General features: G+C 55.0%; 13 protein-coding genes. 8 read left to right on the top strand and 5 right to left on the bottom strand.

The genetic code is table 11. The annotated features are described in order from the left end of the window. Positions 1-451: 451 nt before the first annotated feature. Positions 452-1057: a class I SAM-dependent methyltransferase gene (locus RBB82_RS23960; protein WP_433975621.1), complete on the bottom strand. Its 606-nt coding sequence runs from the start codon at positions 1055-1057 to the stop codon at positions 452-454. A gap of 83 nt (positions 1058-1140) precedes the next feature. On the opposite strand from RBB82_RS23960, the gene RBB82_RS23955 reads away from it, so the two are divergent. Continuing rightward, a complete protein-coding gene (locus RBB82_RS23955) occupies positions 1141-1419 on the top strand; it encodes a metal/formaldehyde-sensitive transcriptional repressor (RefSeq protein ID WP_433975620.1) in 279 nt (92 codons plus the stop codon). A 45-nt stretch (positions 1420-1464) separates the two neighbouring features. Here the strand turns inward: RBB82_RS23955 and RBB82_RS23950 are convergent, their stop codons facing one another. After that, positions 1465-2403, bottom strand: coding sequence for a retropepsin-like aspartic protease (locus RBB82_RS23950; RefSeq protein WP_433975619.1), 939 nt, complete (start codon positions 2401-2403; stop codon positions 1465-1467). Positions 2404-2606: 203 nt separating this feature from the next. Here RBB82_RS23950 and RBB82_RS23945 point away from each other — a divergent pair, with 203 nt between their 5' ends. The 5 genes from RBB82_RS23945 to RBB82_RS23925 all read left to right on the top strand — a co-directional run bounded on the left by RBB82_RS23945 (position 2607) and on the right by RBB82_RS23925 (position 7813). Next, positions 2607-4733, top strand: coding sequence for a winged helix-turn-helix domain-containing protein (locus RBB82_RS23945; RefSeq protein ID WP_433975618.1), 2127 nt, complete (start codon positions 2607-2609; stop codon positions 4731-4733). A 473-nt stretch (positions 4734-5206) separates the two neighbouring features. Beyond that, entirely contained in the window at positions 5207-5959 is a 753-nt protein-coding gene (locus tag RBB82_RS23940) for an IS6 family transposase (RefSeq protein WP_433975605.1), read from the top strand. A 167-nt stretch (positions 5960-6126) separates the two neighbouring features. Further along, entirely contained in the window at positions 6127-6303 is a 177-nt protein-coding gene (locus RBB82_RS23935; protein WP_433975617.1) for a hypothetical protein, read from the top strand. Between the two features lie 288 nt (positions 6304-6591). Continuing rightward, positions 6592-6867: a hypothetical protein gene (locus RBB82_RS23930; protein WP_433975616.1), complete on the top strand. Its 276-nt coding sequence runs from the start codon at positions 6592-6594 to the stop codon at positions 6865-6867. Between the two features lie 4 nt (positions 6868-6871). Then, positions 6872-7813 carry a Bug family tripartite tricarboxylate transporter substrate binding protein gene (locus RBB82_RS23925; RefSeq protein ID WP_433975615.1) on the top strand — a complete coding sequence of 314 codons (942 nt, stop codon included), beginning with the start codon at positions 6872-6874 and terminating at the stop codon, positions 7811-7813. Positions 7814-9328: 1515 nt separating this feature from the next. Here the strand turns inward: RBB82_RS23925 and RBB82_RS23920 are convergent. From RBB82_RS23920 to RBB82_RS23910, 3 genes are all read right to left on the bottom strand, one after another. After that, the gene (locus RBB82_RS23920) at positions 9329-9529 is read right to left on the bottom strand and encodes a hypothetical protein (protein WP_433975614.1); all 201 of its coding nucleotides are present in this window, start codon (positions 9527-9529) and stop codon (positions 9329-9331) included. A gap of 356 nt (positions 9530-9885) precedes the next feature. After that, positions 9886-10596 (bottom strand): hypothetical protein, encoded by a 711-nt coding sequence (locus RBB82_RS23915; protein ID WP_433975613.1) that lies wholly within the window; start codon positions 10594-10596, stop codon positions 9886-9888. Positions 10597-11314: 718 nt separating this feature from the next. Further along, a complete protein-coding gene (locus RBB82_RS23910; RefSeq protein ID WP_433975612.1) occupies positions 11315-15061 on the bottom strand; it encodes a carboxypeptidase regulatory-like domain-containing protein in 3747 nt (1248 codons plus the stop codon). Between the two features lie 301 nt (positions 15062-15362). Here RBB82_RS23910 and RBB82_RS23905 point away from each other — a divergent pair, with 301 nt between their 5' ends. Both RBB82_RS23905 and RBB82_RS23900 read left to right on the top strand, forming a co-directional pair. Continuing rightward, positions 15363-15527, top strand: coding sequence for a helix-turn-helix domain-containing protein (locus RBB82_RS23905; RefSeq protein ID WP_433975611.1), 165 nt, complete (start codon positions 15363-15365; stop codon positions 15525-15527). 1815 nt (positions 15528-17342) lie between these two features. Further along, positions 17343-17756: a phospholipase D-like domain-containing protein gene (locus RBB82_RS23900; protein WP_433975610.1), complete on the top strand. Its 414-nt coding sequence runs from the start codon at positions 17343-17345 to the stop codon at positions 17754-17756. Positions 17757-18087 lie beyond the last annotated feature (331 nt).

Below are 18087 nucleotides of genomic sequence, written 5' to 3'. Positions count from 1 at the left end.
CACAATGGTTTATCGCGGAGTTTGTCTAAACGTTATCCGCATTTCTCCAGCCATTTTGGTAAAGTCGTTTGGGCGCATGGAGTCGTGTCCTATCGTGTTTAAGAATCGCAGCCGTCGGGTGCATTCACAGCTGACAAGGGGCATCTCCTGGCAAGGAGAGCCCTATTTCTTATCGCACGATTTTTGGCGTTTAGTGTAGTGACTCCATCAAGGCACCCCTTAGCGTACATAAATTTCCCTTTCTTGAGGTGCCCCCAAAACTAACCATCGCCCCGGGCAAAAGCGCTAGGAGCGTAAAGACGTGTTGCGCTGCTGGTTGATAAATGCGTAACGTATTTGCAACCAGTCGCGCCCCGTCTGATGTGCGGCGACTCTTGGGTATTGGTCCAAGGAGGCAGGGGCCTCTTCAAACATAAAGAACCTCCAACGAGTGCTCTTATCGTCGCATAGTCTACGATTTGCCAAGTTCAGTTGTGGCTCCTGGTCTTCTTCCAACAAACTCTACAACACCACGCTCAAGCACGGGACGCTCTTGGTGGTACATCACGCTTAAATCTGGAGCGAGCGACAAAATTTCCTTTCTGCGTAGGGGATCAGAGCTGGCCGGGATCCACCTCTCAGGGGAATCCCACCGCAGGCTAGCCTTACAGATGAGGACACCACCGGGTTTCAGAGCGGACACGATCTTTTTGGAGAGAGCACGATCGAGGTGGTAGAACACCACGATCAGGTCGAACTGCGCCGGTTCAAATTGGTATTCCGTGGCAGCCATCGCAAAAAGATCCAGTTCCAAATCGAGTTGAAGCGCCGTCTGACGGAGCCTGTTGATCGCCACCTCGGAGATGTCTACGACATTCACCCGCCATCCCCGGCTTGCCAGCCATAAGGCATGTCTGCCGAGCCCCCCGGCCAGGTCCAGAACAACCCCGGCGTTCGGGAATGAATCCTCTACAAATTCCTTGTAAGCCGACAGAAAGAATGGATCGGGCTTGGTCAACGAGGCCATCTCTTCCTGATACTTCTGGTCCCAATGCAACCGCTGTTCTTCGTTCTTCATGATTGACCGTAGCCCCTATCCAGATCTGAATCTGTTTCTCCACTATAGTATAGTGGAGTATATTATTTGACTAGGAGGTGCCCTTGGCACACACCACGAAAGATAAGAAGAAACTGCTGTCGCGCATCCGCCGCATCAAGGGACAAACCGAAGCCATCGAGCGCGCTCTGGAGGGTGAGGAAGAGTGCGAAGAAATCTTGCAGCTCGTAGCGTCCTGCCGGGGTGCTCTGAACGGCTTGATGGCCGAACTGATTGAGGGACATCTGCGGTTTCATGTGCTCGACCCAAACCAGAAGACCCTTCCCTCGCAACTTGAGGCCGCCGACGAATTGATGTCGGTGGTGAAGCGCTATCTCAACTAGAAGTACGGAGGCGGTATCCGTTCCTGCCAGACGAGCGAAGTCGCCTCACTTCGGGTTGAAGACCATGTAGTGATCTCGACCGCTGATAAAGACTCGCTGGAAGAGCACGGTCGGCAACAAGCCGTCTTCATGACGGCTTGGGAGGCTCTCCAGGATGTTCACTGGCGTCACGAATGAGATGTTGCTAAGGATTTGGTTGCCGATCTGCATAGTCTGTGGCGGCACGACAGCAAAAGCCCGTTGCGCATTGGTTGTCTTGCCTCCCTGCAGCGCTGCAGAGTGCACCAGTACCTGGACTTCCGGATTCTTGCTGCCTGCATAAAGGATCGGACCGTCACTGCCGGAGTCGAGTTGCAGCAGAATCGCCCGAGCTCCGATCCCGGAGAGATGAACCGAAATAACCAGCCGTTCCATGAAGGGCAATTCGTCCGCAGGATGTTGCGGAGGCACAAAGAGAACGTGCTCACCGCGCACACTATCCCGCATCGCACTGGTCTCGTCGAGGCAGAGCAATTTGTGCTCATAGTCGATGAGCAGATCGAAGTGAGCGAGGAAGCTCTCGCCGAGAACTCCCCGAATCCGGGGATCGGCTGTCTGAATCTGCCGAAGGTCCTGGACGATAGCAGGTGATTTTTCGACTACGTGGGAGTCGGCTTCCAATCTGTCCAGAAGAGTCACAGACGCCTGCGCAACGCTTGCAACGGAAACAAGGCCGACCCTACCTTGAGGCCTGAGGTTGAGCTCCGCGGCCAGCGATGGATCGATAACCGTAACCTGGCTACCGGTATCCACCATGAAATCAAACGGGCCTGCCTGGTTGATTCTGACGGGAATCACAATTAGGGCGCGTTGGACGAAGCGCGGGGTTACACTGGCGATGCCTGCCGGGCAGTGCGACTCGGCTTGCAGAGTGGAAAGCGTAACTGTCGCCATGGTTACAGAGACCAGCAACGGAATACAGCGATTGGAGAACAGGTGTTTCATATCGACCTCCGCCTCGCTGGTGCGAGGTGAGGCGACACTGAGGCTTTGGCGGGGCTACCTCAATCGATTGCGGGTAAAATGGGGTCAATGAAAGGTCGAAAGAATCTCCCATTGCCTAACTGACTGCTGCTTAGGCGTTTACGGTGTTCTCTGGTAGTCCAGAGATGTGATCGGTACCGCCACAGATCGCGAGGACATCAGCGATGGCAGACGTAGAGCACCAGCTTCGACTCCTGCGATTTGAGAATTTCGAGGTTGATCTTCGCACCGGCGAATTGCGCAAGGCCGGAGTGAAGCAGAAGTTCGGCGGCCAGCCGTTTCAGGTGCTCAGCATTCTGCTGGAGCGTCCGGGCGACGTGGTGACGCGGGAGGAATTGCAGAAGCGGCTCTGGCCGGACACGTTTGTCGACGTCGATCACAACCTGAATACAGCCATCAACAAGATTCGCGAGGTGCTGGGTGATTCTACCGAGAGCCCGCGCTTTGTCGAGACGCTGCCGCGGCGGGGGTATCGGTTCATCGGTGAGTTGGAGCCGCCAGTACTGCAAGTAGTTCCAATAGTGACGGTCGAACCGGAGCGGGGCTCTCGCTCTCGTCAAACGTGGCTGAAGATCGCCGCAGGCGTTCTCGCCATCTTAGTCTTTGCCCTCGCAGGCGTCCTTGCCTATCGATGGCATCGGCCGCAGCGTCCGCAAGAGCAGGAGGCACTGACTGTCATACCGTTCACGGCGTTTTCCGGAGTCGCGACTTCCCCGGCTTTCTCTCCCGATGGGTCCAGAATCTCTTTCGCCTGGAATGGTGATCCAAAGGGTGGGGCCAAGGGTTTCGACCTGTACGTAAAGGCCATAGGGAGCGAAACTCTTCTCCGCCTAACACAGCTTCCATCGGAATGGATCAGTGCTGCATGGTCGCCGGACGGCACACAGATCGCCTTTCACCGCCTGGCCGGCGCTGATTCGGGCATTTACGTTGTGCCTGCGCTGGGCGGCCCTGAGAGAAAATTACGCCCCACCCGGATTGCCGGTGAAACCGGCTCGATCATTAGTTGGTCGCCGGACGGCAAGTGGATCGCGTTGGCCGATGCTTTGCAAGAAGGGGAACACATAAGGATCTATCTCCTCTCCACGGAAACATTGGAGACCAAGCCGATTCCAATCAGTCCACAGTGCGTTAGTGAAGGTCTGCCAGCGTTCTCCCACAACGGCGAGTATCTTGCCTACTGGTGTTTTCGAAGCGTGGCTGAGACCGTTCTGTATTCCTTACCGATTGCGGGCGGTCAGCCGAAGATGATCTCACTATTTCAGGCTTCTCCAGGCGGATTGGCGTGGTCGGCTGACGACAAGAGACTCATTTATGCTCTTTCGCATGGGAGCTCAGGCGAACTCGATGAAGTCACCGTCGCGGATGGTTCGACGAAACAGCTTGCCATCGCAGGAAGCGCATCGCAGCCCACAGTTTCGTCCAGGGGCGACAAGCTTGCCTACAGCTCTCTTTTCACTAACTCAGACATCCGGCGTCGAGACCTGCTTCAGCCGGAATCTCCGGCCGTAGAACTCATCCCTTCCTCGCGGGCACAGTGGAACGCTCAATACTCTCCGGACGGAAAGCGCATTACTTTTGCGTCTCTACGATCTGGCTTGCAGGGAGTCTGGATCAGCAGTAACGATGGCACCAACCTGGTCCAGATCTCAAACCCCAATTATGAGAGTGGCAGTCCGCAATGGTCGCCGGACGGAAACAGGATAGCGTTTGACTCGCACCCCGGAGAGCACTGGGAAATATTTGTCGCCGACGTGGCCGAACGGAAGCCCAGAAAACTGATCACAAACATCTCCGACGTAATTCGACCCCACTGGTCCCGCGATGGAAAGTGGATCTATTTCAGTTCCAACGGATCTGGCAGGATGGGAATCTATCGCTGCCCTGCGTCCGGAGGAGACGCCCTTTTACTCTCCAAAGATACCGATGCGATGAGTCCGCAGGAGTCTTTCGAGGGGAAGACGGTATATTTTGCAAGTCACGAGAAGAAATCGACGCTGAAGAAAGTAGCTCTGCCGGGGCAGCCCGGCACGGAATCAGAAGTGGAGGGATTGCCTCGCCTGAGCAACTCCCGCCTTTGGGCCCTCTCTCAAGGAGGTATTTATTTTGTTCCTGCCGATGCCCCCAGATCTCTTCGCTACTTTGATTTCGCTACCAAGCAAGTACGCCCAATCTTTGAAGCGGACAGGGATTTCGGTGGTGGCCTGTCAGTCTCGCCCGATGGCCGCTGGATCCTCTATTCACTGGTCGGCAAAAACAGCGACATCATGCTGGTCGATCACTTTCGATAGCACTCCCGCATTCTCTGCAAATGAATGTGCGTTCTTTCCCTCTCTCGGTTATCCGCGTCATCAACGTCCCAAATTTGAAGGTTGTTCGTTCACGCCGCCATAGTGCCCGGAAAACGGGGTGGTCTCAATGGGTCGACGCAACACTCAGTTCAGACCCAAATTCATTGAAAACAAAATCTAAAAGCGCTGGCTAGGGGTTAGATCAGCCGGAACCTTACCCAGGCTAGGTTTGGCCACATCAGCCAAACTGATCAATTCTTCAGGGTAAGCATTTTGTGGATCAGCTGATTAGATAGTGTTGCATCGACCGGCTGAGCTGACACGACGACTCTGCGGGAACTAAGGTCGATGTTGAGAAGTTAGGCTTGGGTTAGTAAACAGAAGCGCCTTTTATGGTGCTGTTGCAAAAAACGATACATGAAATGCGATGATGGAGTCGGTGGGCAGGGATTTCCGGGTGAGAGGCAAACGGGATGAGCGGTGATTTCAAATGGCGGCATTTTGTGGGCGAGATTATCCTGTGGGCGGTGCGGTGGTATTGCAAATACGGGGTCAGCTATCGCGATCTGGAAGAGATGATGGAAGAGCGTGGCGTTGATCTGGATCACACCACGCTGTATCGCTGGGTTCAACGCTACGCTCCTGAAATCGAGAAACGCCTGCGCTGGGCTTGGCGCCCAACAGGTCGTTGGCATGTCGACGAGACCTATATCAAAGTGCGTGGCCGATGGGTTTATCTCTATCGGGCTGTGGATGAGCACGGGCAAACAATCGATTTCTATCTTTCCCAGACACGGAATACAAAAGCAGCAAGCCGGTTTCTCAGCAAGGCGTTGAAGGGCTTTCCGGCATGGGAGAGACCTTCTGTGATCCACACCGACAGAGCCCCCGCTTACGGAAAGGCCATCGCTTCCCTCAAACGCGAAGGCAAACTTCCCGGCGAAACAGAGCATCGTCAGATCAAATACCACAACAATGTGATTGAGGCCGATCACGGCAAACTAAAACGCCGGATCAAGCCCACGCTTGGGTTTAAGTCGATGAAGACGGCTTACGCAACCATCAAAGGATTTGAGCTGATGCATGCCTTGCGTAAAGGACAAGCAAAACTCTGGATGCTATCGGCAGGAATACGAGGAGAGGTTCGCCTGGTCGAGCGCGCCTTTGGACTCGGGCCATCCATCATGACTGAGGCCATGCTGCAGTTGCAAACCGCATTCGCTTAGATTCCGCCATCTCTATGCCAGACTCTCTCACTCTTATTTTCCCTTCAAATTTTTGCAACTGCGCCCGGCTGCGTGCAATTCCGAAATCGGAAACGGCACATTACTGTTGGCGAGTTGGTTGGGACGACACTGACACGGAGCTGCTTGAGGCGGAGCGACACCAGAAAGTGCTTGCGGAGGGTGGCGAGGACGACTTCACAGCGACTTGGGGAGTTCTCTTCGACGCTGGGGGAGATGCGCGAGTGAACGGGATTCCGTTCGATAGAGCTCGCACTCAACCGTGGAAAGAAGGTTGGATCGACGCCGATATCAACCTCGGCATGATCCAGGAAGGAAAGGTTTGAAGAAGTCAGTCCAAAGCGCGATGCATTGTCGCTGTGGTCGGTCTCCGATCCTCGCGTTGGGCTTGTGTGCGACCTGTTACACCATGAAGCGCCAGGACGACGAATATTTCGGCGGGCTGCGTGAAGCAGTTTTAGAACGGGACGGTTACCGGTGCCGGGTGTGTTGCTGCTTGAATTGTGGCGTCAACAGCATCCAAAAGGGCATGAGCAAACGATGCTGGACTACACGGTGAAGACGCTAGAAGCGAAGTCGGCCCCCTTGTTTTCATCAGATCCAAGAGGGAAGTGATGAATCGTGTGCTCGTAAACGTAATGTCGGGAGACTGGTCGGTGCACTTCATTGGCCCGGATGGGCAAACGCGCATTGGGCCTTGGCTGCTGCATGACTCTCATGATGAGGTCAAAAAGCTGTTACGCTGGGGCAATCCTGCTGCGGATGAGTGGAAAGAGCACGATCTAGCGCGGAAAATATCCGCGCGACGCGAGGACGAGATCTATGCGACCGAGGCTTCGATTCATCACGTTGCTATTGGTACTTCTCGCCGGGTGTGCCGGAACTCCTGATGTCATGACAAGAACTTCAACGAACCTCGGCCCGTCCGCACAAGGTTATCCAGCCAAGCCAGTGCGCATCATTGAGCCGTTCGGGGCGGGTGGCGGCCCCGATCTGTTGGCCCGTGCCCTCGCCCCGAAGCTTTCCGAGCTGTGGGGCCAACCTGTGACCGTGGAGAACCGCCCCGGCGCGGGCGCCACGCTGGGCCCCGCACTCGTCGCGAAGTCGCCGGCCGATGGTTACACATTGCTGATCAACACCAGCGCTCAGGCTTACAGTGCGACACTCTCGAAGAAGCTTTCCTATGACCCGCTCAAGGATTTCATTCCGGTCGCTTCGCTCACCAACCAGCCGTACGTTCTCGTCGCAGGTAAAGCGGCTGGCATCACCACGGTTCGCGAGCTCATTGCCATGGCGAAGATGAAGCCGGGTGAACTCAAGTTTGGCTCCACTGGTGCGGGCACCGGCACACACTTGGGCATCGTGAAATTCAATCTCGAGGCCGGCATAAAGGTTGTGGATGTGCCTCCCCAGCCGACCGATGCAATCGCCGATGTTCTTGCCGCGTCGATCGAAGGGCGTATTACATATATGATGGCGCCCATCTCCATCGCCCTAACCTCAATCCACGATGGCAACCTGTTGCCGTTAGGTGTCACCACGACGCGGCGCTCGACTTTGCTTCCAGAGGTGCCGACGATCGCCGAAGCGGGCGTCGCAGGATTCGATTTCCCTATTTGGTATGGCATATGGGTGCCGGCGGGCACTCCGACCGGTGTCGTCGACAAGCTTTCGAAGGATATCGCACGCGCGCTGGCCACACCGGATCTGCGCGACTGGATCGCTGGCCATGGGGGCGAGCCGATGAAAATGACGCAACCCGCGTTCGCGCGCTTTGTACAGACCGAGAGTGAAGGCGCAGCGCGACTCAGCAAAGCTGCTGGTATCAAGCCCTAAAGGATGATGCTCAATATTGCGACACCGCAGCAGGGCCTGGATCCAAGAATGACCTCCGCGATCCTCCTGCTGCCTCAAGCTGTCATCGTCTTCCTCGTCGTGCTTCCGTTGCGGAATCGCACAAAATCATTGGGTCATGCACCACCTGCCGGGCCATTAGTGACACGATCTTCGGAGTGAAGGGACTTTATGAGACAGATTTGGCTCGCCCCAACGGTTCCCAGAGATGGAGGCATCTTCTTGATGATTCATAGGGATAGTTTTGTATATAACGAATGCCCACCAAACCAGAATGGTGACTTAGATTGGGCACTTTGGCATATGGCCAATGAGGACAATTCCTAACAGCACAATGACAAATAGACGGACTGGAGGATGCATTCCGCGCAATTAGTCCTACTATAGTTTCGTCGAGGTGCTCTATGAGCGAGCCATGGACCGACGGATTCTGTCGCTAGCCACTCATCAACCTCAAACTATCTGGCCACATTGCTCAGCGTCTGTCGGTGCGAAAGTTCCGACTTGAACTGGCTGTTACTGTCAACGGCTGTTCCTCAGACACTTATTCTGCGCAGCCAGAGCGTCCTGAAGGCAGGTGTCAGGAGCCGAAGGCTGTCCAGGGGATGAAGGCGGCAGCCGACGAGCCTGGCATGCCTGCTGTTGCTGGTTGTATGTCGTCATGCAGGTGGATGAGTCTGGCTTACCGGTCTGGCTCGTCGTGCTGGTCGACCTGTTGTGATCATCGTTTCCATTCTTCGAGCCTTTGTAACATGCATTGAAGATGGACTTGGCTTTGCTTTTACAGGTCTTGCCTTCGTCCGATGAGGGACAGACTTTTAGCAGGTTTAGTGCCGGTCGGGGAGACACTCTCATCGAAATCGGACCGATTCACAACTGCAGAATCAACACATCTGAACTGGCTCTGGCTGGAATCCCATATTGGGCTGATTTCAGGCTTCTTACACTGCGCCGACGCCCCAGTGCCTATTGCAGTTAGCGCCAATACGGCAACCAATATCCGGATTTTCATGAGGCCTTCATTTAGGAAGCGCTGGTCTACACAAGGGCCCGACGAAGGGTGCGGCTCAGTCGCGACACACTATATGATTCGGCTGAGCCTGATCGCGCTGTCATGACGACCGTCCTTATTCCGTTAGAATTTCAGGAAATTGGTAACGAATTTGGTCGTTGCTGAGGGATTCTCCTCCATAATCCAATGGCCTGAATCTGGAACAATTGCCTCTTGTACGTCGGTCGCGACGTAGCGCATCACCGTAGTCATCATGGCTCCGAACGCCGCGTCGCACCGCATCCTAACTGATGACTCTCTATGCTACTGGCGCTCGTCGAGCAGAGGTGGCTCACCTTAATAAAGGTTAACTGGCACTGCTGAAGTCCCACATGCTTGTCTTGGCGTTCCAGAAGAGCGGGTACTTCTTGCCGCCTTCGATAGCAGATCGACGGTGATAATGGCCTTGTCGTCGCGAGTTGTTGCAACTCGAATGCGATCTCCCGTTAGCTGGGTATCTTCTGTGCGTCGATCGGAATCTGTTTCCATTCGTCACCGTTGTGAAATTCGACGGTCACTGTTGAGATTGCGTCGTTGCGGATGATGGAAATAGTCTTGGGCGCCATTTGCGGCGTGCATACGGTGTTTATGCTTATTGCCGCGAGCAGAATTCCGAGCACGAATCGAGCACGTCTGTTGCGCGCCATTGGCTTCCTTTCCTTCCAAGCAGGTAACTGGCGACCGTGCCGAAGAGGCCCATCGCGGGCGCGATTTGATCATTGCTGTATCCAGCGCAGATCAGCACGACGTTCCGATGATGATGAGTACCAGTGCATAGGCGCGAATGGCATCGTCGGCCGACGTCCCTTTCTTCCAGAGGACGAGCGAGAGGGCCAGAATGACCAGCCTAAGCCTACTTCACCTAGTCTCCCCCTAACGAACCGCCCCCGCGACTATTAAAAGGGAGAATCATCCACCGGCTCGATAGATATGTCACCGACAAATAGGACACCTATTACGAACAAGATCTTCAAGAGGCGGGTTGAGTTTGTAAAATTAGGACCTAGTTGCCGGTGCTCGATGTCGCGGGTGTGGCTAGCACTCGCGGAAGTCTGAGGACGCGATAGATCGGAACGCAGATCAGGAGCGAAACCACGATCGCGAATCCGACTCGCACAGTGTGCACTTTGAAACGCTGCCCGATGGATACTAGGAGGAGCAGGGTGGCGAGCGTTACTGTGACGCGCACGTACTCGTCTGAGTGCTGGCGGGCAACGTTCCCCTGCTCGAAGGTTGATGCCGCCTGCTCGTTCAATTTGGCAGCCTCATCTATTTTGGAGGAGTGAAAAACGGCCATGAGTTGAGGGCCTGCGGGCGCGTTGGGATTAGTGAGCGGGTCGGTCTGTTTCCATGATTCAAAGGCTGGACGGAACTCGGGAAGAAGACGCCGTTCGAAGAGGTCCGCAAGCTTTTGTTGCCCTTGCGCTTCGGCCTTGAGCCACTCCACCACGGTGCCGGAGTTGTAGAGGCGCTCCTGGTTGGCGGTGATTGTTGCTCCCTCGGCCTGCACTCGCAGTTTTCCGGCGATGCTGTACAGTTCGGCCTGATGTCCATTCCAAAGTGCACCCTGATAGCCGCTCCAGGCCGTAAGGATGGCAACGATGGCCAGTACAACCGCCTCAACTGTCTCCAATATCCTGTGTCCCGTAGACGAAAAGTGGTGCGCGCTAAGATGATGTGCAATTTCAATGTTTGAGTTACCACCTTCGGGCATGCAGAAGCCTCCCTCGACTTAATGATCTGAGTTTCAGTTCCCCAATCGCAACTTCATCTGCACCGCGCCTCCGCCCGTATGCCTCATCCTCTTCCGCCCGAACCAACGCCCGCCTCAATTTGCCACGTTTCTTCAGTTCCGGCAAGACCATACCCGCTAACTTGCCACTCGCACCTACCATCAATGCCTTCATGTCGGTCCTTCTCACCGCTTAGATAAGAAAGATCGCGTTCGCGTCCTTCTCTTTACCTATTCGCCCGAACACAACAAACTCCGTCTCAACTCCACAACCCGCCTAGACAGCGAGACGTATCGGAGTGCTCGACGACCCCATTTGAACATCAGGTTGAAGTCTGGCGCGTGGCGGCGCTATTTCTCTCGTTGATCTTGTCGACTGCCAATCCGCAGCTCACTAGGAAGTCCTTGGCAAGGTCCAGACCCATGTCGCAGAGGGGCACGTCTTCCAAATCCCACAGTTTGAGCAGCTCGAATCGTTGATTCTTTCCATTGAGACATTCTAGCGACCCCAAACGCAAAAAAGACCCCCACCACCTGGGGTGAGGGCCGTGGGTTCAAATTTTATTCTGCCTTTTATAGTTTCGGACCTAGGAGTCGTCGATCCAGACCACCTAAGTTAAGGCAGTTCAATTGTGGCGAACCAGGCTCGTCGCTAGCCAGTGGGGCGATACATTTCTCACCCCATTGGCTGTCGGACGGACTAGAAGCTGAAGATGCCGTAGAACTGCACCTGCCGTGGGCTGCCGATAGGGTTGGTGACAGAACCGACCTTTTGACCTCCAAAAGCGTCAGCGTTATTTGGGCCGATAGGTGTAATCACCGGTGGATTTGCAAACGTAGCACCAGAGAAGGAGTTGTTAGGAGCGTCGAAGCTAGGCGTGTTGGTTACGTTGAAGACCTCCATCGCTAGACGAAGACGATACTTCTCCATAACTTTGGTCTCCTTATATATGGCGATGTCTGCCCGCTTCTGAAAGCTGCTGCGGAAGATATTGCGACTGCCGCTGCCGAAGTTGGACTCGTAGATATCGCACGCTGTGGTTCCTGCGGCAGTAGGGCCGCAGGGTGGTACTCCGGACTGCCCAGGCAAAAGACTCGGGTAAGCGAAGGCCTGGGAGGTAAAGGCCTGATTAGCGAAGTTGCTGCTGGTCCCGTTCGGATGACTGGGGTTGACGAAAGTGCCGGAGTGCCCGGTGAGAGCCTTCTTCGCAGATATGCCAGGAGCCAGTGGAAGGACGGGGTTGATCAGGAAATTGTTCGACGCATAAAAGATACTGCCAACGGATCCGCTGAAGTCGTACACGTTGTATGGCTGGCCGCTTTCGAGCAATGTGACGCCGCTCATGCCAAAGCCTGACGTCGCCTCCTGAAGAAAGTGACTGCCCGTCTTATACGCCGGAATCTGGTAGTTGAAGCTGAACTCGGTAACGTGGGTGCGATCAAAGTCCGAGGAGGCATAACCGGACGCCAGATTATTGGGATTATTTCCGTTGTAGAAGAGGCCAAATCCACTCGAAGCATCCAGTGAATGAGACCATGTGTAGGAGAGCTGGTAGTCGAGTCCATGCCAGTTCTGCTGATGCAGCGAGACGAGCAGAGCATTGTAATGCGACCAGCCGATAGTGGACCAGGCTACCGAATTGGGGCTGTAGCCGATGTACGGTACGCGGAGGTCGGTGTTTCCTCCGGTATTGGTGTTGTACTTCTCGGTCAGCAGCGTCGACGGCTTTTTCTGTCCGTCGTTCGCCTGGAAGCCGTAGCTGTATATCTGGCCGTTGACCGGGCTTTGCGGAGTTGCGACCTGGGGCTGGTTGAAGGGCAGCGGGACGGTTTGATGCAGCCCGTGGTTTCCGGTGTAGCCTACGTCGGCGACGATCTTCGTGGTTAGCTGGTACTGCAGGTCCAGGCTGTAGTTCTCTGAGTAAGGCAGTTTGTTGTTGGCTCCGTATGCTCCGAAGAGATAAGGCGCAGTTCCTTTGATGAGAGATGTCTGGTTAGGTAGGTTTTTGATGAAGTCGGCAGGATTGGTGTCGATTGGCGGAGCAGTGGCACCGAAAGGATTCTGCGAGGTGCCAGTAGCTGCGGCCTGGACGGGCTGCACGAAGGGCGGCTGCAGGGTGACGCCGAAGGGACCGTTGAAGCCGCCGCCGGCCGAGGGAGAGAAGTTCGTGAAGAACTCGCCGCGGTCGTAGTAGAGTCCGAAGCCGGAGCGGACGATAAACTTCGGCGCCAGGCTGTAGGCAAGGCCGATGCGGGGACCAAAGCCATACTGCTTGTTGGTAAGAGTGGAATTGGACGCGCCGGGTGTCGCGAACTGTTTATTGTTGCCGGCAACGACAAGACCGCTGTTGAGGATGGTGTCGCTAGCCTGACTGTAGGAATACAGGGCGGGATTGAAGTTGACCAGGTTGCCGTACTTTTCGTAGAGGCCTCCATCGTTGTCGTAGCGGATGCCCGCGGTGACGGTCAGCTTCGATGTCGCCTTCCATTGGTCCTGTGCGAAGCCACCAATCTGGGGGGAACGGTAGTAGCGATTGCTGGAGCCCTGGAAATACTCCGACGAGGTGCCGGTCTTGAGTAGGGATGTGCCTGTAAGTGTGCCGTTCCCTGCCATAAAACCTTGGATGTTGTTGTACTGATACGCAGCTACCTGGTTGGCACGGTTGAGGATATTGAGCTGAGTGAAGTCATAGTTCCCGCCGAATGCCAAGGAATGACGGCCAACCACGTAGTTCAGGGCCGAGGTGATTTCCAGAGTATTCTGCGCGAAACCGGTATTAGAGAAGTTCGAGGTAGGTCCAATGGTCAGCTTGTCATTGCGTGCGCCGGTCGGTTTGGGAAAGGGCTGGTCGACGCTGTTGATGGTAATGCCTGGAAATATATCGCTGCCAAAGAGATTGATGCCCGCCTCCTGCGGAGTCAAAGGCTGGCCGGTAAAGGAGGTAGCGAGCTGACGAATCAGGCCGACCTTCTGCTCCCATGTGAACCTGGGGGTGAAGATGTACGTGTTTTCGAGAGAGTAGGTCTGGCTGGCCGCGTTCAACTCTTGAGGAAATCCTTCGAGTTGTGTGCTTCCGAACGGATTCTGGGTTGGATCATGCTGGAAGTAATACTTGAAGGCCAGCGTGTCTTTCTTGTTAACAACATAGTCCGCATTTCCGTTGATCTGCAATGCGTCGAACTTCGAACCTTCACCCAGAAACTGAACCTCACTCCCAGGCGTGGAAGGATTGCGTATAAGGAACTGGCCGCTGGGCAGCTTGGCCTGCAATAGGGCCATCGCTACAGGATCGATCGGAGTCGAAGCAGGAAGTCCGACTGCGGTGAGGACAGACTGCAATCCTGTCGCGGAGCGGTCGCCGGTCAGGCCGAGCGGAGCGAAATAGGCGGCCTGCGAGTTGAGCTGGTCGCGGTCGCGCGTGTACTGGTAGCTGGTGTAAAAGAAGAGCCGATCACGGACGATGGGGCCGCCGAGTTCCGCGCCAAGGACGTATCGATGGAGGTCCGGCTTCGGAACGTTGGTCTGATTATTGAAGAAGGGCGTGGCGTTCAACTCGGAACTCTCCCAGTTGCCGTAGGCGGAGCCATGCAGGAGGTTGGTGCCGGACTTAGTGGTGACATCGATGTGGGCTCCAGCGGTGGCACCTTGCGATGCGTCGTACATGGAAGTGTTCACCCGCTCCTCTGCAATGGTCTGCTGTGGAGGCGAAGGGAGTGACTCGCCGATGGCGTCATAGATCGAAGTATTGGTTTGGATGGTCCCGCTGGTGAGGAAGGACTCTCCAGTGTTAAGAGTGGCGCGGCCTTCGGTCACCTGGGAAGAAGAGTTGCCGTTGAAGAGATTGTTCGCCATCACGCCGTTGAAGGTGAACGTATTCGAGGAGCTACGCTGGCCATTGGCGTAGATGTTCTGGTTGCCCAGTCCGGTGTTCGACCCCGTGCCCGCCAGAGGATCCGCATGAACACCAGGGCTCATCGTGGCTAACTGCGTGAACGATCCGGTGCCGAGAGGGGTTCTCTCAATCGTCGTGGCATCCAGGACATACCCATTGGTGGGATCGGTCGTATTGAGCTGCGCTGTAGTCGAAACGTCGACGCTGGTGGAGACCGCACCGGTCTTCATTTGGACCAGCAGAGTCGCCGTACGGTCGGCTTGCACCAACAAGCCCAAGAGCTTCTGCGTAGTGAAGCCTGGTGCAGTAATGGTGACTGTATAGGTCCCGATACTGAGATCCTGAACCAAATAGCCGCCAGCGTCGTTGCTGGTAGTCATACGCGTGGCCGCCGTCTGTTCGTTGACAAGCAGAATGCTGGCTGCAGGGATAGCTGCGCCTGTGGCGTCGGTCACGGTTCCACTGACCTTGCCTTGTGTTTGTTGAGCGCGGGTTGGCGAAACAAGGAGGCATCCCAAGAGAAAAAGGACGAGAAACAGGAATCTACGTTGCATCAAGGCTCTACCTTTCGAAGGTGCTGCAAGTTTGAAAAAGGGGAGAATGGAAACGCGCCTGAGAGTGGCGATTTTCCTCCTCTACGCTAGCGACCGAATGCTAAACGCAAATGACGGATGTCTCGCCCTTGTCAACGCAGAAACAATGGACGATTATTTTCTCTGGTCTCAACGGCGCACCCGTGGAGATGCTACTGGGATCGAACGCTAGAATCGCACCATCGCTGTTAGTAACAGCACCTGACTGCTCGTTCACACAGCCCGTCCGCTAGAATGAACGTTCTAGAGGTGTGGCAGAAGGATGACTTCTTACAAGCGGACAGCGATGCGGGACCTCGTGGTGGAGCGGGGAGTTCCACGCGGCTCCGATGTCAACGCTGGCGAAGAAGTTAGGTGCCAGCGCGGGGTGATCTACCATTACTTTCCCAGCAAAGAAGACATCATCCACGCCTCCATGCAAAGGTGAAGTCCGAGAAACGCCACTTCATGCTGAAAGGGCTACTCGCAGGATCTGGATTCTGCTGTCGGTTTCCAAATGTGCGCCAGAAACGCCTGTATCAAGCGCCTGCATTCTGACTGATGTGCGTCACACTTAAGGGCAACATGCAGACCGGTCAAAATTGAGGCTGTGAATGCAAGAGCGGCGCTAATCACTTTCCCCTGGGGGAGTGAATTCCATAGAATGGAGAATCCGGCAGTCTGCCGAAAGAGCGACGCCACCGGCAACAGATATCCATCTCATTGGACTTAACCAGCGGGGACCATTGGCATCAGCCTTGAGCGCTGCTTCATCTCGCGCGTTCCGCGCTATCAGGTCAGCATTCTGCTGGATGACCTGACCCACATGCTCTTCTGTTTCTGCTGGATCTCCGGCGAACGCCGAGCCATGCACGGAACAGGTCGATGAGCCACGAGAGCCACGTCATGGCTGAAAATCCTATGAGTTAAGGTCTGCCTGAACGTCAGGAGCCGGAATCGCATCCTAGTCTGGGTATGCCAATACGTACGTAAAACGTAAAAAGAGGTGTGAAATGAGCGATACCAAGAAATGCGATAATCCGGCTTGTAGTTGCATTCCTGCCAAAGGCGATAAATTCTGTAGCCCTCACTGTGAAGCCACAAAGGGAAGTACGGAAATACTGTGCCAGTGCGGACACTCAGGCTGTGCAGGAGATGTAGTCACTCGTTAGATTGCTCAGTGGGGCGCTACATGCGCCCCATCAGTTTCAAGGTGCGCAATCATCATCGGCGTGAATATGCTACAGATGATGACGCCGAGCCCGACAGCGACAGAAGCGCTAAACAGGCCACGACCATGAGGAGGATACCTGGAGCTGCACGGAGCTTTTTCCATCACCTTGCGCGCGCCAGGAGCGGAGCTTCTCAGCAAGGTTTGGTCTCCTTGCTTTGCGCTAAGCGCAGGGAAGATGCTTTGGTTTAGTTTTGAGAATTGCGGGCGCGAAGGGCCTGCAGAGGTTGGGCAGGAAGACGGTCGGTCCATCACCGGCTGCAGGTCGGGAGAAGACCTCCTCCCGCTAATGAGAGAATTCAGGAAACGAATCTGCTACTCAGCCATGAAGAGACAAATCTGCTCTTACGACATGCTTGCCGTACCATCACATTGCTACACCGTCAGCGATGACATAGGGGAGATGTACTTCTGCAACTCTCGATGTCTCTGTCTGTGGTCCATGATGCTTGTGACTAAGCCGAACCTGCCAACGGACGATCGTGAGCAACGGGTCGTGATGACCTTGCTGGATGGTAGCCAGCGCTCTTTCGACACCCTCGGTTGAGCTTGCTCAATGGTCTGCCGCTAACGCGCTCGGAAAGCCTGAAAGCGAGTGGGTGAAGAACGGACGTAAAGTCTCATAGCAATCTTTCGTTGTGGTAAATCGCTCGCTACGCAAGTAAAGTAAGCTCAGTCGGCGTAGGAATCATGCTTCATCGGAAATCACCCATCCTTTTACCCTTTTTCCTCGTCGATATTCTTACCTGTGTCGCGACGAGGGAGTTTGGAACAGCGCGATGCCCGGGCGGAACACTCCAAAGTGGGACTAGAAAGCAAGGCCGATTTGCGAAACGATTCTCGAGGCTGCGCTTTCTTCGTAAACTTACAGGCATGCCTTCCCTCCATCTTTTCGCATCTTTGATGCTGCCTATAACGCTGTTCGTCAGCTCATCATCTGCTCAGGTTGAACAGGTTCCCGCGTGTCCTGCCAGACATGCGGCGGTTTTGTATGCATCGGAAACGAACCTGGAGCAAAGCGAGGAGGACAGCTTGCGCTCTGCGAAGCGGTCGATTGACGTGGCTATGTACAGTTTCACAGACCTGCGGCTAGCTGAGGAGTTGGTGAAGCTTGCTCGCGCCGGCGTGGCGGTTCGGGTCCATCGCGATGCCAAAGAGTATGAACAGGAGATGCGGCGTGGGCACTCGACCACAGAAGTCCTCGTACGGGGCGGGGTAGCTGTTCGGGTAAAGTCGTCGCAAGACCTGATGCACTTCAAGAGCTATGTCATCGGCGGCATGTTCCTGCGAACTGGCCCAGCAAACTGGTCACAATCGGGTCTACGAAGGCAGGATAACGATATTCACTACGAGTTAGGTCCGGCGGTTGCGGAATTATTTGAAGCCCGATTCTCTGCAATGTGGGAGAGACCGAACAATCTGATTGCCAGTCCGGAGAGAAAATAATTCCACCTAGCAACTCAGACGCTTGATGTTCAGCGTATTTTTCAGGCTCATGAGAGAACTGAGCCTGGCGAGGAGGATGCTGCAGGCAGTTACTTGATTTCTACTGCATTCACTAAAGCGCTGTTTTTGGTACTTACGAATTCGATGGTGATGACGCCGTTAGGATCGGCCACTATGGACCTTGACCGCAAATTACGTTGACTAACATTGTGGACGACTGTAGCGTTGTCCTGAGTTGTCAAGCCTCCGGCTGCAACCGATTCGCGTTGACATTGGATTACTCGACAACCATTGCGGTCATAGCATAGTTCTCAAGACTCCAACGTACATC

This window comes from Tunturiibacter lichenicola (assembly GCF_051013355.1).
GTDB classification, from domain to species: Bacteria; Acidobacteriota; Terriglobia; order Terriglobales; family Acidobacteriaceae; genus Edaphobacter; species Edaphobacter lichenicola_F.
This window is presented reverse-complemented; position numbering and strand designations above follow the sequence as displayed.

What these genes read in the sequence shown, in the direction of transcription:
- RBB82_RS23960 (WP_433975621.1), bottom strand. Translation starts at nt 1,057, where the DNA reads ATGAAGAACGAAGAACAGCGGTTGCATTGGGACCAGAAGTATCAGGAA.
- RBB82_RS23950 (WP_433975619.1), bottom strand. Translation starts at nt 2,403, where the DNA reads ATGAAACACCTGTTCTCCAATCGCTGTATTCCGTTGCTGGTCTCTGTA.
- RBB82_RS23945 (WP_433975618.1), top strand. Translation starts at nt 2,607, where the DNA reads ATGGCAGACGTAGAGCACCAGCTTCGACTCCTGCGATTTGAGAATTTC.
- RBB82_RS23940 (WP_433975605.1), top strand. Translation starts at nt 5,207, where the DNA reads ATGAGCGGTGATTTCAAATGGCGGCATTTTGTGGGCGAGATTATCCTG.
- RBB82_RS23930 (WP_433975616.1), top strand. Translation starts at nt 6,592, where the DNA reads ATGAATCGTGTGCTCGTAAACGTAATGTCGGGAGACTGGTCGGTGCAC.
- RBB82_RS23925 (WP_433975615.1), top strand. Translation starts at nt 6,872, where the DNA reads ATGACAAGAACTTCAACGAACCTCGGCCCGTCCGCACAAGGTTATCCA.
- RBB82_RS23920 (WP_433975614.1), bottom strand. Translation starts at nt 9,529, where the DNA reads ATGGCGCGCAACAGACGTGCTCGATTCGTGCTCGGAATTCTGCTCGCG.
- RBB82_RS23915 (WP_433975613.1), bottom strand. Translation starts at nt 10,596, where the DNA reads ATGCCCGAAGGTGGTAACTCAAACATTGAAATTGCACATCATCTTAGC.
- RBB82_RS23910 (WP_433975612.1), bottom strand. Translation starts at nt 15,061, where the DNA reads ATGCAACGTAGATTCCTGTTTCTCGTCCTTTTTCTCTTGGGATGCCTC.
- RBB82_RS23905 (WP_433975611.1), top strand. Translation starts at nt 15,363, where the DNA reads ATGACTTCTTACAAGCGGACAGCGATGCGGGACCTCGTGGTGGAGCGG.